Consider the following 15576-nt stretch of genomic DNA (forward strand, 5'->3'; position numbering starts at 1 on the left):
CGGTCGTGTGCTCCGGTCAAGATCTGCACAAGTACCTGGTGGCGAGCCCCTGCCGAGCCGCTAAGGTCCCGATCATGACCATGAACATGACTCGCCGCGGTCTGATACGCGGCGGCACCGGGCTCGCCGCGGCGGCCGCCGCCGGACTGGGACTGCCCGCTCAGGCGGCGGTCGCCGCGCCCGTGGACAACCCCGCGAGCGTGCCGGGCGGGACCGCGCTGATCGACGTCGCCGCCGGTTCCACCCGCTGGCTGGCCGGTGTCGCCAACCAGGACAGCTCGACCACGCTCCAGGGCATCGCCTTCGACTCGGCGAACGGGCACTTCTACACGCTCCAGGTCGCCGGGGCGAGCCAGATCGCGTACCTCCGCTCGGGCAGCCAGGTCGCGGTGACGGCGTCGATCGGCGGGGACGACCACGCCGAGTCGGGCGACCTCTGTCTGACCCGGCACGACATCGCCACGGGTGCGGTCAACGGGTACATGTACCTGCTGGGCTTCGGCCATGGCGTCTCCCTGGGCATCCAGCCCGCGAGCGGCGGCAATCCGGCGTACGTGTGGACCGAGGCCGGGTCCGGGCGCAGCGGGTACGGGCAGGAGTTCGTCCGCTTCCCCTTCGCCACCAAGACCGTGCTGTGGACCAGCCACCCGTCCGTGCAGCGCTTCGGCTCACCGGACCCGGCGGCGACCTCGATGACGCCCTCGGTGGACGTGGACCACAACATCCTGCTGATCCGCTACGCGCTGGGCTCCGACCACTGGTTCGCGGCGTACGACCTCGCCGCGGCGGTGGCCACGGCGGGCACCGGCACCCTGCCGGCGCCGCTGGCCCGTATCCAGCAGCCCCCGCTCTACAAGTACAACGCCGACGGCACCCCGGACACCGCCACCCCGGCGACCTTCCAGGGCTTCACGTCCTACGGCCAGTACGTCTACATGCTCGACGGCGACCCCCGCACGAGCACCCCGTCGAGCACCCTGACCGGCGTGGACAAGTGGGCCATCCACACCACGTCCTTCGACCTCAACGGCACCCAGAACGACCCCACGACGGGCTACATCGCCAGCACCCACTCGGAGGCTGACGCGGCAGCCGACCCCCGCGAACCGGAGGGCATGGCCATCTACACCGGCTCGGGCGCCCCGCGCCTGTGCTTCGGCATCACGAACAACTCGGGCAGCAACCGGCAGTTCGACCTTTATTACAAGGTCTGAGTACGGGGGTTTCCGGTACGGAGTCGACCCCCGTACCGGGACGCCTCACCGGTACTTCTCGACCGTCCCCACCATCGCCTCGACCTCCCCAGCCGTGGCCGCCTTCTGCCCCGCGAGCCGAATGTCCTCCCACACAAAAACAGAAGCCCCGCCAGGAATTTACTGGCGGGGCTTCTGTGACCGAACTGGAGAGTCGACTCAGTTACCCGGACCCCAATCTCCCGGAACCCGTCGAACCAACTGAGTCAGCATCTCACCCCGATCAAGGCGCGGAGAAATTCCGCCCTCCGATCAGAGGGCTCTTCGCTTCATCCGGGCCTCACACCCGGCGAGCAAATCGGAATAACCCCGCAACGCGACATCAGGAGATCGCCGAGGTGCCGAGTACCGAGCCTCGACGTGGATCCAACAGGTTGACGTCAGCTTTCTCGAACCTTTCCTCGAGATGCTCAAATCCCCGCCGTCGAACATAGGCGGCCTCATTTGCGTAGATCGGGATCAGCCACAAGATGGAGACCTCTTTGTCCCCATCGCGAAAGCTGTCATACCCCGATGGGTAAGCGTAGAGCGGAGCAACGAGCAGGTGGTCCGCCTCACTTCCCTCCATCCAAGGCCAACCCAGGGCCAGCACAGAGCCCACATCCGCGTTCCGTCCCGCCGCTTGCCAATGGGCGACCATGGTCACTGTTTCAACGTGACGCTGAAACGCACACGGAGAGAGCAGCGCGAACTCATGGGCACCTTCTCCGGTAATTGATGCACCCATCGAGACATAGACCCAGGCTTCAGATGGATCCGTCGGCTCAATGCAACGCACGCGGAAGCCCGGCAGTATCTCTTCGATGGGCCCAGCATCCCACCGGTCATCTACATGCGGTGTGTTTGCCCAAGAATTGCGCAGATGTCGGTCGAGCGCATTTTGGCGGCCGTCGATCACTGGTTCCATGACTATCTCCCCATTCCGAACGCGTTCGCCAGTTTCGTCAAGGCACCCGAGAGCCTGCCCCCTTGACTACTTTGGCATGCTCGACATCGCGTGCCATCAATACCCGCTTTCGCGTATTCGCGCCGCTCCGCGTTCGTCATCTTCCACCCGTCATGGAAATAGTAGTGCTCGCCGAGCGGCGGGTCGTGCTCAGGTACGGGCTGGGTTGCGGTTCCCTCAACCTGCACCTCTCCGCAATCCAGGCAACGCGTGCCCGCACCAGCCTTCCTGGCGGCTCGCCCAGCGGGGCCACGAGTCTGCGCCCCACCGTAGTCACGCTTCCTGTTGTACTTCTTCGTCGGCATGGCGGGACCTTGCCTGTCGGACACCGTCCCCGCGGAATCCACCTCAAATCGCGCCGCACCGATCGGGCACGCCGCGGCACTGTCGTTGTGAACGAGGACTTCGATTTCACCAGCCGCCACGTGATACGTGTGCAGGCCCGCGATGCTCAGATCGTAAGTGACACCGTGGGACGTATACGACTTCACCTTGGCGATCTTGGTGTGGCTTCCGTCGCCGTCCTGAAGCTCGTAGCCCGCCTTGAGGTCACCGGCCTGGGTCCAGGCGTTGTGGCTGGTCTCGTAGAACTGGTGGTGCTTGGTGGCGTGGATCGTCTTCACACCCGATTTCGTGGCTACGGCGATGTCGGTGAAGTCGCGGTCGGTCTTGGTGACGATCACCGCCTTGACCTTGTGCTTCTCCTTCTTGGTCTTGCCGGGCTCCGCCGTCAGGACGTAGTCGCCGGGCTTGACCTGGGAGATGGGCTTCACCATGGCGTTCGCCATGAGGACGCCCGTGCTACCGGTGAAGCTGTGCGGCGTGCAGCCCTTGCGGCCGAACCTGCTCCCCGCGGCACCGAAGATGCCGCCCGTGGCCGCGCCGACCGCCGACGCCTTCGCCGCGCCGCTCGCGCTGCAGCCCTCCTCGCTGGAGGCGCAGGAGATGCCGTAGCCGACCGCGCCTTCCGCGGCTCCGCCCGCCGCGCCCATGGCCGCGCCGTTGAGAACCTTGCCGCCGGCGCCGGCGAGCAGTCGGCCCACCGCGCCGGAGGCCGCACCACCGGCCGCACCACCGAGGGCACCGGTCGCGGCGCCGATCGCCACCGACCCGAGGAACCCGCCGACGGACTTGGGGCCGTCGCTCATCATGTAGCCGACACCGTTGGCCGCCGCACCCGCGAGGGCCGCGCAGCCGACCGCTCCGACACCCCAGGTCGCAGCGGTGCAGCCGGTGAAGACCGCCACACCCACCGCGACCGAGACGATCGTCGCGGCGTGCTGCTTGACGAAGTTGGTCGTGGCCTTGGCCGCTGCCTTGACGCCCCGGCCGACCTTCTGGACGGCCTTCTTGCCGAGGGCGACCGCCTTGCTCGCTACGCTCTTGGCCGCCTTGGCGACCTGACGGGCCTTCTGTTTGACGTGTTGGACGACCTTGTGGGCATAGCGTTTGACGCTCTTATAGGTGCGTTTGACGTATCTCTTGACCTTTTTGACGCTGTCGTGGACGTAGTGCACGACCTTGCGCGCGGCCCGGCGGACCTTGTGGACGACCTTCTTGACGGCCTTCTTGATGTGCTTGGCCGCCTTGCGGACCTTCTTGGCGACGGCCTTGGCCGCGTGCTTGGTCTTCTTCCAGGCCGACTTGGCCTTGCTCTTGACCTTCTTGGCGACCTTGTGGAACGCCTTCTTCACGAAGCCGAACCAGTGCCCGGTCGGGTCGACGCCCGTCATCGGGTTCTGGTTGGCGTAGGCGTACGCGTTGGCGTTCACCGAGTCCGGCAGCGGGTCGTTGCCGACGGTGTCCCGGCTGTTGAACTGCCCGGTCTGCGGCGAGTACCAGCGCGCGGCCATGTTGACCTGGGCGGTCTCGGGGTCGGTCCAGCCGGACTGGTAACCGAGGTTGCCCAGCATCCCCGTCGAGGCGGAGACCTTGCCGAACGGCGTGTAGCCGGCCGAACCGCTCAGCGCCTCACCGGAGTCGGTGTACTGCGCGACCAGGTCGTCGTGGATGTCGGTCAGCGCCAGCACCGACGACGCGCCCGACCTCACACCCAGCAGCGAACCGTCGGCGTTGCGGCTGTAGGCGGCCGAGCCGTCGGAGGAGACGTCGTTGCCGTCACCGCTGTACTGGAAGGAGAAGATGTCCGCGCCGACCTTGTCCTTGGCCTTCAGGACGCGGTCCAGACCGTCGTAGGTGTACGTCCGGTCGCCCTCGTTGATCACGCGGTTGAAGGCGTCCGCCTTCATCTCGGTCCTGGTCCCGGACTCGTCCGTGATCGAGCTCAGCGTGCCGCGCTTGGTGTACGCGTACGCGCTGTGGCCGTCCGAGGTAAGCCGGTTGCGGGCGTCGTAGGTGTAGGTGTCGCCGCCGACCCGCGTGCGGTTGCCCGAGGCGTCGTAGCCGTAGACCTCCGTGGTGGTGCCGTTGTTCCAGGACGTCAGCCGGTCCGACCAGTCGTAGGCGTAGGTGTTCGTGGACGCGCCCGCGACACCCGTCGTCGTCTTCGACGCGATGTTGTCGTTGGCGTCCCACCCGTAGCCGATGGAGGACAGCACCTTGCCGGCCGGCGAGGTCAGCTTGTCGTCGGTGATGCGCTTCAGCGCGTCGTAGGAGAACGTGCGCTTGGACTTGCCGGTGCCGTAGTCGATCTGGGCGACGGCGTTGTCGGTGTTGTAGGTGTAGGTCGCGGTGGAGTCGGTGATGCCGTCCCTGACCGTCTTCAGGCGGCCGGCCGGGTCGTACCCGTAGGTCGACGTGCCCGAGGCGTCCGTGCGGGACGTCAACGCGCCGTCGCCGTTGTAGGCGAACGCGGAGCTGCCCGAGGGGCCGGAGGCCGTCAGCAGCGAGCCCCGGTCGTCATAGGTGAAGGTGTCGTCGTCCGTCCCCGCGCCGGCGACGGACGTGATCCGGTCGTCGGAGTCGTACGCGTAGGTGTGGTCGGCCGTGGCGGCCTCCGCGCCCGAACCGGACTGCTTCACCAGCCGGCTCTTCGCGTCGTACTCGGCGGTGATGGTCACCCCGCCCGGTGAACGCTGCTCGGCCACCCGGCCGTTCGCGTCGTACACCGTGGTGTAGGTGCGGTCGGCCGCGGCGGGCTGGTCCGGGGTGGACGGCTCGATGACGGACTCGGGCAGCCCCCACTTGTTGTAGGTGGTGATGAACGGGTTGCCCCGGCCGTCGGTGAAGCGGGTGCGGTTGCCCGCGACGTCGTAGCCGAAGGACGTGGTGATCGACTCGGTCGCGGAGACCGGCTCCACCGCCTTGGTCACCAGACCCGTGGGGTCGACGGTGAAGGTGGTGGTGTGGCCCCGGTAGTCGGTCACCGACAGCGGGTTTCCGGCGCGGTCGTAGGTGGAGCCGCTGGTGCGCAGCACCGCTCCGGCCGCGTCCAGGTCGCTGGTGGCGGTCAGCCGGCCGAAGCCGTCGTAGGTGTTCTTGGTGCTCGCGTTGTCCGGGTCGGTCGCCGCGAGGACGTCACCGTCCATGGTGTAGGTGAACTTCGAGACGTTGCCCGCCCCGTCGGTCACCTCGGTGGCCTCGCCGAGGGCGTTGTACTTGTACGACTCCGAGACACCCGTCGGGCTCACCCTGCGGGAGAGGTCGCCGCCCGGCGCGTTGTACTCGTTGATCGCCGTGTACGCCCGCTGCGTGGGCTGACGCACGATGTCCGTGCTGGTCAGCTCGTTGCCCAGGTAGTCCCAGGTGGACTCCTGACGTGCGCCGCCCGGGCTGTTCGACGACAGCAGGTCGCCGGCCACGTCGTAGACCATCGTCGACGTGCCGCCGCCCGGCTCCGTGACCGAGGCCACGTCGCCCAGCTGGGTGTAGGTGTACGCCGTGCGGTTGCCCAGCGGGTCGACCTCCGCCGTGACCTGGCCGAGCTTGTTGTACTCGTTCCAGGACGTGGCCGTGATCGGGGTCGAGGCCCCCGGCGCGGTGTAGTCCGGCAGCTTGGTCGAGGTCTCCTGGCCCTCGGCGTCGTAGGCCGTGGTCGTGACGTTGCCGAGCGGGTCGGACGTCTCGGTCGTCTCACCGAAGGTGTTGTAGCCGGTCATCGAGATCGGGCGGACCGCACTGGCCGTGCCGCCGCCGGTCTCGGCGTCGACGACCGGCTCGGTGACCACGGTCTGCTGAGCGGCCTCGTCGTAGGCGTAGTCCGTGGTGTTGCCGAGCTCGTCGGTCGAGGACAGCGGCAGGCCCCGCTGGTCCAGCTTCCAGGTGTCGGTCTGCACCGAGCTGCCGGCTGCCGGGAGCGTGCCGCCGGACAGGGCGGACACCTGGGGCGCGGTCAGCGCGTCGCTGTAGACCTGGACATCGGCGATCGAGCCCTGGGCGTTCTCGGCGTAGGTGCCGTTGAAGAGGCGCCGGCCGATCTGGAGCGGGCCGGTGGCCTCCCAGGGTGAGGTGAAGGACGTCGTGGTGCCCGACTGGGCGCCGTTGACGTACAGCTTCAGCGAGGCGGACGCCTGGTCGTACACACCGGTGAGGTGGGTCCAGGTGCCGGTCTTGACCGCGGCGGTGCCGGAGCTGGTCCGGACGGTCGCGGCGCCGGCGGCGTCCGTGGAGTGGCGGTTGAAGGTCCAGCCGTAGGCCGTGGAGTAGTAGAGCTGGAAACCGCTGTTGAGCTGCCCGTCCTGTGCGAGGAAGGTGCTGTTCGTGGCGGTGGTGCCGAGCTTGACCCAGGCGGAGACGGTGAAGTCGCCGCTGGTGTTGACCGCCGGGCCGTCCGCCTGCCCGTAGGCGCTGGCGGTGCCGTTGAAGACGGCGGAGCCGCCCTTCTCGGTGGAGCGGGTGACCGAACTGCCCAGTGTCACCTTGCTGTTGCCGCCGGAGGAGTCCTGGGCCGTGAGGCCGCTGGGCTCCGACAGCTTCCAGCGGGCCACCGGAGCGGTGGTGCCGTCGTGCTCCGTGTAGCCGGTGACATTGCCCAGCCGGTCGTAACGGCTGTCGGTCCGGTCGACGTCACCGGTGGCCGGGTCGGTCTCGGTCTCCGTCACGACGTTGTCGTCCGGGTCGTAGGAGACCTTGGTGCCGCGGTTGACACCGGTCGGGTCGAGCACGGACGAGGCGACGCGGTCGGCGGCGTCCACCGTGAAGGTGGACGTGGTGCGGCCGTCGTTGGTCACCTGCTTGATCAGGTTCCCGGCCGGGTCGTAGGTGTTGGCCTCCTCGACGAACTGCTTGCCGTTCGACGGGTCCTTGCGTGTGACCGAGGCGGCGAGGCCGTCGTCGGTGTAGGTGTACGCCGTCACCCAGCCCATCGCGTCGGTGACCGAGGCGAGCCGGCCCGCCGGGTCGTACGCACGGGACTCCTGGACCAGCGTGGTCGGCGCCGACGGGTTGTTCGGGTCGCCGGTGTAGCCGAGCAGGTTGGTGGTGAGGGCGCGTCCCTCGGCGTCGAAGGTGTAGGTGTTGACCGTCCCCAGCGGGTCGGTCTCCTTGACCTTGTTGCCGTAGACGTCGTACTCGAAGGCCGTCGTGCCGCCGCCGGGGTCCGTCCGCGAGGCGAGACGGTCGTAGGCGTCGTACGTCATCGACGTCGACCGCGAGGCGTCCCCGCCCCGCACGTCGGCCACCGTCTGCGAGAGCACGTTGCCGTCGTCGTCGAAGCCCGTGGTGGTCTTCGCCTGGTGCACCGCGCCGGTGACGCGGTTGGTGACGGCGGGGCTGGTCTCGGTGACGACCTGGTCGTTCTTGTCGTACGTCTGGGAGGTGGTGAGGCCGGACGGCTGGGAGTCGGAGGTCTCCGTGCGGGAGATCTGCCGGCCCAGCTTGTCGTAGGTGTACGCGATCTTCGCGCCGTTGGCGTCGGTGACCGTGGCGAGGTCGCCGGTGGAGAAGTAGGTGTACTTCGTCGTCCGGCCGCCCGGTGTGGTGACCGTGTCCGTCAGGCCGGCCGGTGCCAGGGCGCCCCCGCCCTCGGCGGCCGGGGTGGACGCCGTGGTGTAGGTGGTGGTGGCGGTACGGCCGTTGGGATGGCCCGGGACCGGGGGGCTGGTGACCGACAGCAGGTTGCCGCCGGTGTCGTAGGAGTAGCCGGTGAGGTAGGTGTTGTCCGTGGGCCCCGAGGAACGGCCGTCCCGCTCGGTGAGCAGCAGGTCGTTGCGCGGGTCCATCGCCGGGAACGCGGTCGTGGCGTCCGGGTAGTACGTGTAGTACTCCGTGGCGCACTTGTTCGCCGTCGTGTCCTGGCAGCTGGTCTGCGAGACCGTGTTGCCGCGCACGTCGTAACCCGTGATGCTCCGGTTGCCGTTGGCGTCGGTCACGGTGTGCAGGAAGCCGCCCGTGTCGTAGCCGTAGGTCGTCCGGTTGCCGTCGGTGTCGACCGCGGCCAGCAGACGGTTGCCCATCTCCGCGTCGTAGACGTACTTCAGGGTCTTGTTCGTCGGGTCGGTCAGCGTGACCGTGCGCACCGGGGCGACGCCGGACGACGCCTTGTACGCCGACCAGTGCTGCTCGACCTGGTCCTCGGACAGCGGGTGGCCGTAGGTGGCGACCTCGGCGATGGAGCCGTTGAAGAAGCTCAGGTCACCGGGCGAGACGTCCCAGGTCTTGGCGAAGCCCGCGCCGACGAACGACCGCGTGTTGCTCTGGTCGCCCACCGCGCCGGTGAAGTCGGCCTGCTTGGCGCCGTCCAGGTACATCGTCTGGGTGGTGCCGGAGGCCGACAGCACCGCGTGGTGCCAGGTGCCGTCGGTGACGGCGGCCGTGGAGCCGAAGGCGCCGGAACCGGTGGCGCTCCACCAGTGGCCGTGCAGCTTGCCGTCGGTGCCCACGTACAGCAGCGGACTCCAGGACCCGGACGGGGTGCCGGCCGGCGCCTTCGCCTGGTCGGAGAGGATCACACCGGGAGCACTGGTCCTGAACCACAGCTCGACGGCGCGCTCGCCCGAGCCGTGCCAGGGGGCGTACGGGATCTCCGCGTAGGACGACGTGCCGTCGAAGGACGCGGCGGTCGCGTCACCGGCGCCGAACGGACCGGCCACGCCCTGCGTGACGGTGTTGTACGTGCCGAAGCCGGTGTGCACCTCGTTGGCGGCCTGCTGTGCGCCGAGGGTGTCGGAGAGCCGCCAGTAGCCGGCCGGGGCCGAGCCCATCACCGCCGAGCGGTAGACCTGCGAGGAGCCGGTGACGGTGGGCGGGTTGAGCTTCCAGGTGCCGCCCTCGGAATCCGTGGCCTGCTTGACCAGGTCGTCGGTGGTGCCGTAGACGACCGACGCCTGAGTCTTCCCGCCGGGCGTGGTGATCTTGTTCAGCAGACCGGCGGACCGCTTGGCGGCCTGGTACTGCGCGGTGATCACCGAGGGGTCGAGCGGCTCGGAGTAGACGGCGGCCTCGGCCATCTGGCCCGTGTAGTGCCCGAGCTTGTCGTTCGGGTTCATCGAGGGCCAGCCGTCGGTGTTCACACCGGCGCCGAGCGAGAGGTAGGGCTGCTCCCAGTCGTTGATGGTGCCGCTCAGCGAGCCCTGCGAGGCACCGTCGAGGTACAGGGTCTGGCTGGTGGCCATGCCGGTGAGCACGGCGTTGTGCCACTGGCCGTCGGTGACGGAGGCCGTGGAGGTGATGGTGGACATGCAGCCCGGCGACATGGCCAGGCAGCCGCGCAGCTTGCCGTCGGTGCCGACGTACACGGCGGGGGTGTTCTTCTTGGTGTTGGCGACCGGGTCGGAGTCGCTCAGCGGCTTGTCGCCGTAGTAGAAGAGGACACCCCCCGCGGTGGTGGTCTTGAACCACAGCGAGACCGTCATGTACGACGGCGTGGCGCCCGGCGCGCTCGGCATCTCCACGTAGGAGGTGGTGCCGTTGAAGGCGGCCGTCTTCTGGGTGGAGCCGGCGAGGACGGACGAGCCGCCCAGGGTCACGTTGTGGTACAGCCCGTTGTAGCGGCCCTGGTTGTTGTCGACGGAGTCCGCCGCGACGGTGGCACCGGACGCCTCACCGAGCCGCCAGTAGGCGTACGGGTCGGCGTCCAGCACCGTGGTGCGGTAGTGGTTGCCGGTGGCGTAGCCGTAGGTGGTGCACTTGGCGGGGGTGGCCGGTGGGCAGACCGAGGTGAGCTGGTCGCCGCTGTAGCCGTAGTTCCAGGTCTGGACCGTGGACGAGTCGTCCTGGACCGCCGCGTCGGTGGCGACCGTGGCGACGTGCGCCGTGGTGGCGCCGGACGGCGTGGACCAGGTCAGGCCGAGCGAGCGCTGCGACTTCTCGTTGGTGATCTTCGTGAGCTGCCTGGCCGCGTTGTAGTAGAACTTCTCCGTGCGGCCCGCGTAGTCCTTGATCGTGGATATCGCCGTCGTGCCCGCCTTGGCGGTGGACTGCGTGAAGGCGTACTCGGTGAAGTCCTTGTCGGTCAGCGTGTATCCGCCGGAGACGGCCTGGAAGCGCGCGTACCTGCCGAGCGGGGGCTGGAAGGTGCCGTCGGTGTTGCGGCCGAAGGCGACCTGCTCACCACCGGGGTAGGTGATGATCACGCTGGTGACGGTGCCGGAGGGGTTCTTGACCTCGGCGGCCTTCATGTCGGCGACCGTCGACCAGCCCGCGCCGAACGCACCGTCGACCCGCGGGTCGATGCTGTTGTACGAGCGGTCGATCTCCAGCGAGGGGCCGACCACCTCGACGTCCGCGTCGGAGTCGTCGGTGGTGTAGTTGGCGTCGCTCGGGTCGAAGTCGTGGCCGTCGGTGTTCTGGGCGAGGCCCGAGGTGACCGGCGGCTGCGGCACGGCGGTGGTGAAGCGGCTGGAGTACGTCGTCTCGGCGAGTCCGTCGCTCACCCCCGCGTACCAGGCGTAGTTCTTCGACCACTTGAGCTTGCCCGCCGGTATCTTCCAGCTCCCCTTGGCCAGGGCGCCGGAGGTGACGACGGGCGTGGTGCTGTCGGAGTCGGCGTCGTACACCTCGAAGGAGTACGACAGCGCCGCGTTGGGCGACTTGTCGGCGTCGCTCGCGTAGACGAGCAGCTCCGGCTGGAGGGTGTTGGCCTGGAAGTTCTCCGGCGGGTACGAGGCGTTGACCTGCGGCTCGACATTGGTGCCGTAGGTCAGGTCGAGCGAGGGACGCCAGCCGGAGGTGGCCGAGTCGTCGGAGTGGAACTTCTTCCAGTGCAGCCCGTCACCGGTCGGCGCGGCCAGCGCCAGGCCGTAGTTGATGCCACCCGCGGCGACCTGGGTGAACCAGGACGTCGACAGCGGCACCGGCATCTTCACGCCGACACCGGTGCTGCCCGTGGTGTTGGTGCAGGAGGCGCCGGGGTCGGGCGTGGCGGAGCCGATGGCCGCGCCGTAGGACGGTCCGGGGTAGGTGGTGGTCGTCGACGGGGACCACGACTGGGTGACCGGGTAGACGGAGAACGCCTCCGGGGTGCAGGTCGCGGACCACAGCGCCCAGACGTTCAGGGTCGCGGCGGACACCTGGCGTCCGGCGATCGTCGAACCCAGCGACGAGAACTGGAGGAAGGAGTTCGCCTTGGTGGTGCCCGCGTCGTACGAACCGACCTTGATCTGGTTCTCCGCCGAGCGGTTGGCGCTGTAGTCGTTCTGGACGTACGTCGCCTGGCTGGTGTTGACGACCGTGGTCGGGTCGACGGTGACCGGGTAGACCCGCTCGGGGTCGTCCAGCCAGGCCCGGTCGGCGGTCATCCGCAGCGCGGGTCCGCCGTCCACGGTGGTCAGTTCGTAGATGACCTCGTGGGACCGGGCGCCGTCACCGGAGCGGCGGTCGATGCGCGAGTCCTCCATGTAGGCATGGGGGACGGTCGCGGCCACCTTGCCGTCGGCGCCGGTGAACTCGACGTCGCCGTTCTTGCCGATGCGCGGGGTCAGCCCCTTCGCGTCCAGCGCGAACAGCCAGGAGTTGTCCGCGTCCTTGGAGCGCAGGACGAGGTTCTCCTTGAAGCCGTCCGCGATCGGCGCGAGCTGCACATCGGTGCCGGGCAGGGCGTCGGCGTAGCGGAGGGTGCCGTTCTCGTCCTTCGACGCCTCGGTCTTGCGGGCGCCGAGGAGGGAGTACGCGACCGAACTGCCGTTGCCGAGGCCGAGGGAGGCCAGGCGGTCGTCGGCCGCGTCGGGGGCGAAGTCGACGTCGACGGAGTTGGCGGTCTGTTCGAACCGGCCGCCGTCGCCCTTCCTCAGGCTGGTGTCGATCGGCTTCCAGGTGCCGTCCGCCGACTTGAAGTTGGCCCGTACGTCGTAGTGGCGGACGGTGGTGGAGCCGTCGGCGTTGACGAAGTAGTCCGAGGTCGCCGTGGACTTCCTGGCGTCCCGCTCGCTGGTACGGGGGTTGAAGCTCTTCGCCGAGGCCAGGGCCTTGGTGGTGGTCTTCTCGGGCCGGCTCACATGGCGCTGGTAGGCGCCGAGTTCACCCTTGCCCCGGCCCGGCTTGTGACCGGCCGTGTGGTTGGTGCTGGTGGCCGCCGCCGAGGCGTGGTGGCTCTTGCCCCGCGCGGTGCCGCCCTGCTGGTCAGGGGTGTCGAGGGAGGAGCTGTGGGCCCACTTCGCCAGACCGGCGAAGGACAGTTCGGGCATGCTCAGCGCCGGCAGGGTGGCGCCGGTGGCCGCCGCTGTCTCGGTGGTGAGCATGAAGGAGAAGGAGACAAGTACCGAAAGAGCCGTAGCCCTCGCTCGACGCCTGCCGGAACCGTCCGGCGGGAACAAGCGAGGGCTACGGACCCAGCGAACACGCATGGGAGAGCCTTAACTTAAGAAGTCAGCAAAACTTCGTAAGCTTTTCTTATCTTCGATCACTTGACCTACACGAGACCATCACTTTTAACTGATCTTTACTAGAACTTCCCGCGCGTCACTGCTCCGTGTCGTCGACAGCCCGCGTGATCGCGTCGGCCACCGCCCCCTGGAGCGAGTCGTCCGGTGCGGCCACGGTGACGTTCCCGGCCTTGCCCTCCTTGGCACTTGACGCGCCGTCGACGACCACGAACCGCACCTCGGGATGGTTCGCCGCCGCCTCTCGCGCGGCCTGCGCCTGCGGCGCGCCGACCGCGACCAGGACATCGCACTGCCGCTGCATCAAGCTGTTGAGGAACGGCCGGCTGTTGGCCACCGACTGCGCGCCGACCACCGGCACGTAGTTGATCCGGGCACGGGTCTCCAGCGACGCCCGCTGCATGCCCTGCCACGCCGAGGCGGCGCGGGTTCCCCGCGCGATGCCCTTGTCACCGGCCAGCAGGCACGCGTCGAACTCCTTGTACTGGCGCGCGCGGGTGTCGGGCGGACCGTCCTGCCGTCCGTCGAGGTAGATCCACAGCCCCGCCGCCACCGCGGCCGACAGCACGGCACCGGCGACGGTCCACCCCCTGCGGCCGCGCGACAGCCGGGCAGCGGCCGTCATCGCACGCAGGAGTCCGCGCTTGTACCGGCTCTCCGGTGCCTTCTTGTTCGCGCGCCAACCGCGCCGGGTCTTCACTGCTGTCTTTCCTCTGTCCTTCGGATGGAGCGCGCGCGGAGGCGCGAAGAGAGCGCATCAAAAAATCGGCGACGGCCGGAGATGCTCCGTCCGCCGCCGACCGTGCTCGGATTTCAGCCCGTGATCAGCACAACCGCCAGCAGCACGGCCCCCGCCAGCACCGGGATCAGGATCTCGTAGGCCCAGCGGACGGTGATCTCGCCCTGGGCGTGCTCCGCCTCGCCATGGCGTTCGTGGAGGTCGCGGAGGTCGTCCATGATCTTGTCGGTCTCCGCACGGGCGGGCGCGTCCACCGCCTCGGCGGCGCCGAAGGCACTCGCTCCCCCGCCGCCGAACACCCCGCCGAAGCCGCTGCCGCCCCGGGCCCCGCGGGCCGCCTGCGCCGCCGCGCGGGCCCGCTTGTTGGCCGCGCGCTTACGGGCGCGCAGCGAGACGGGGATCGCCCAGAGCTGGAACTTGGTGCCGGAGTCGGTCAGGGCCTCGTTGGAGTAGCTCGAGCGCAGGGAGCCCAGCCGGCCCCAGGGCAGGGTGATCACGCGGAAGGGGTTGCGGACCCGCAGCCGTTCCTCGTCGGCGAAGACCGCCGGGCGCAGGGTGAAGGCGCTCACCAGCGGCACGACCAGGATCATCACGGCCAGCGCGAGCCACCTCACCTGGCCGTGGCCCCGGAACAGCGCGTCGCAGCCGAGCCAGATGACGAGGGCCAGCACGAGCACACCGCCCACGAGTCCCATCGGCGAGCGGTAGATCCGGTCCCTGGCGGCGGGCACCACGGGCCGCGACGCGGGTGACTGGTGGTCCGGGGTCGTCATGGCCCCGATTGTGCACGAAGGCCGCGAGCCCACCACCACCTGGCCCGATACCGGAGCCCATCCGTGACCTGCGGCGGAGGAAACCCCGCACAACCCCACCCCCGGGGCTATACAGCCGCTACGCGCGTAGATATGCTCGTCTGGTGACCATGCCCTCCCCCAAGCTCTCGACGCCGCTCGAACAGGGCGGTGCCCCCATCGCATCCCCCGCAAAGGCGTTCGCCGACGTCACCGCGTCCGACAGCACGCTGCGCCGCTTTCTCCACGGGCTGCCCGGCGTCGACACGGTCGGCCTGGAAGCGCGTGCCGCGTCCCTCGGGACCCGCTCGATCAAGACCACCGCGAAGGCGTACGCCATCGACCTCGCCATCTCGATGGTCGACCTGACCACGCTGGAAGGCGCGGACACCGCCGGCAAGGTCCGGGCGCTCGGTGCCAAGGCGGTCCACCCGGACCCCACGGACCGGACGAGCCCGACCACCGCCGCCGTCTGCGTCTATCCCGACATGGTGGCCGTCGCCAAGGAGGCCGTCGCCGGTTCGGGCGTCAAGGTCGCCTCGGTCGCCACCGCGTTCCCGGCCGGCCGGGCCGCGCTCGCCGTGAAGCTGGCCGACGTGCGCGACGCGGTCGCGGCGGGTGCCGACGAGATCGACATGGTCATCGACCGGGGCGCGTTCCTCGCGGGCGACTATCTCAAGGTGTACGACGAGATCACCGCCGTGAAGGAAGCCTGCGGGACGAGCGCCCGGCTGAAGGTCATCTTCGAGACCGGCGAGCTGTCGACGTACGACAACATCCGCCGGGCGAGCTGGCTGGGCATGATGGCGGGCGCGGACTTCATCAAGACGTCCACCGGCAAGGTCGCGGTCAACGCCACCCCGGCCAACACCCTGCTGATGCTGGAGGCGGTGCGCGACTTCCGCGCCCAGACCGGCGTCCAGGTCGGCGTGAAGCCCGCGGGCGGCATCCGCACCACCAAGGACGCGGTCAAGTTCCTGGTGCTGGTCAACGAGACCGCGGGCCAGGACTGGCTGGACAACCACTGGTTCCGCTTCGGCGCCTCCTCGCTGCTGAACGACCTGCTGATGCAGCGTCAGAAGCTGGCCACCGGCCGCTACTCCGGCCCCGACTACGTGACGGTGGACTGATC

The 15576-nt window shown here is 68.9% G+C and carries 6 protein-coding genes; 2 read left to right on the plus strand and 4 right to left on the minus strand.

The features are described from left to right. The first annotated feature begins 74 nt into the window (after nt 1-74). The gene (locus ACIGA3_RS23755; RefSeq protein WP_399719033.1) at nt 75-1214 is read left to right on the plus strand and encodes a hypothetical protein; all 1140 of its coding nucleotides are present in this window, start codon (nt 75-77) and stop codon (nt 1212-1214) included. A gap of 361 nt (nt 1215-1575) precedes the next feature. On the opposite strand, the gene ACIGA3_RS23760 is transcribed toward ACIGA3_RS23755, so the two are convergent. From ACIGA3_RS23760 to ACIGA3_RS23775, 4 genes are all read right to left on the minus strand, one after another. After that, on the minus strand, nt 1576-2160 hold the full coding sequence (locus tag ACIGA3_RS23760; protein ID WP_399719036.1) for a suppressor of fused domain protein: 585 nt from the start codon (nt 2158-2160) through the stop codon (nt 1576-1578). A 2-nt stretch (nt 2161-2162) separates the two neighbouring features. Then, complete coding sequence (locus ACIGA3_RS23765) at nt 2163-12773, minus strand: LamG-like jellyroll fold domain-containing protein (protein ID WP_399719038.1); 10611 nt, start codon at nt 12771-12773, stop codon at nt 2163-2165. Nucleotides 12774-12993: 220 nt separating this feature from the next. After that, nucleotides 12994-13614 (minus strand): BMP family ABC transporter substrate-binding protein, encoded by a 621-nt coding sequence (locus ACIGA3_RS23770; protein ID WP_399719041.1) that lies wholly within the window; start codon nt 13612-13614, stop codon nt 12994-12996. Nucleotides 13615-13727: 113 nt separating this feature from the next. Further along, nucleotides 13728-14426 carry a PH domain-containing protein gene (locus tag ACIGA3_RS23775; RefSeq protein ID WP_399719044.1) on the minus strand — a complete coding sequence of 233 codons (699 nt, stop codon included), beginning with the start codon at nt 14424-14426 and terminating at the stop codon, nt 13728-13730. Between the two features lie 149 nt (nt 14427-14575). On the opposite strand from ACIGA3_RS23775, the gene deoC reads away from it, so the two are divergent. Beyond that, nucleotides 14576-15574, plus strand: coding sequence for a deoxyribose-phosphate aldolase (deoC, locus tag ACIGA3_RS23780; protein ID WP_399719279.1), 999 nt, complete (start codon nt 14576-14578; stop codon nt 15572-15574). Nucleotides 15575-15576 lie beyond the last annotated feature (2 nt).

The sequence above is a fragment of the Streptomyces sp. NPDC085596 genome, from assembly GCF_044541565.1.
Classification (GTDB): domain Bacteria; phylum Actinomycetota; class Actinomycetes; order Streptomycetales; family Streptomycetaceae; genus Streptomyces.

Coding starts and splice junctions, on each gene's coding strand:
- ACIGA3_RS23755 (WP_399719033.1), top strand. CDS start 75: ATGACCATGAACATGACTCGCCGCGGTCTGATACGCGGCGGCACCGGG.
- ACIGA3_RS23760 (WP_399719036.1), bottom strand. CDS start 2,160: ATGGAACCAGTGATCGACGGCCGCCAAAATGCGCTCGACCGACATCTG.
- ACIGA3_RS23765 (WP_399719038.1), bottom strand. CDS start 12,773: ATGCTCACCACCGAGACAGCGGCGGCCACCGGCGCCACCCTGCCGGCG.
- deoC (WP_399719279.1), top strand. CDS start 14,576: ATGCCCTCCCCCAAGCTCTCGACGCCGCTCGAACAGGGCGGTGCCCCC.
- ACIGA3_RS23775 (WP_399719044.1), bottom strand. CDS start 14,426: ATGACGACCCCGGACCACCAGTCACCCGCGTCGCGGCCCGTGGTGCCC.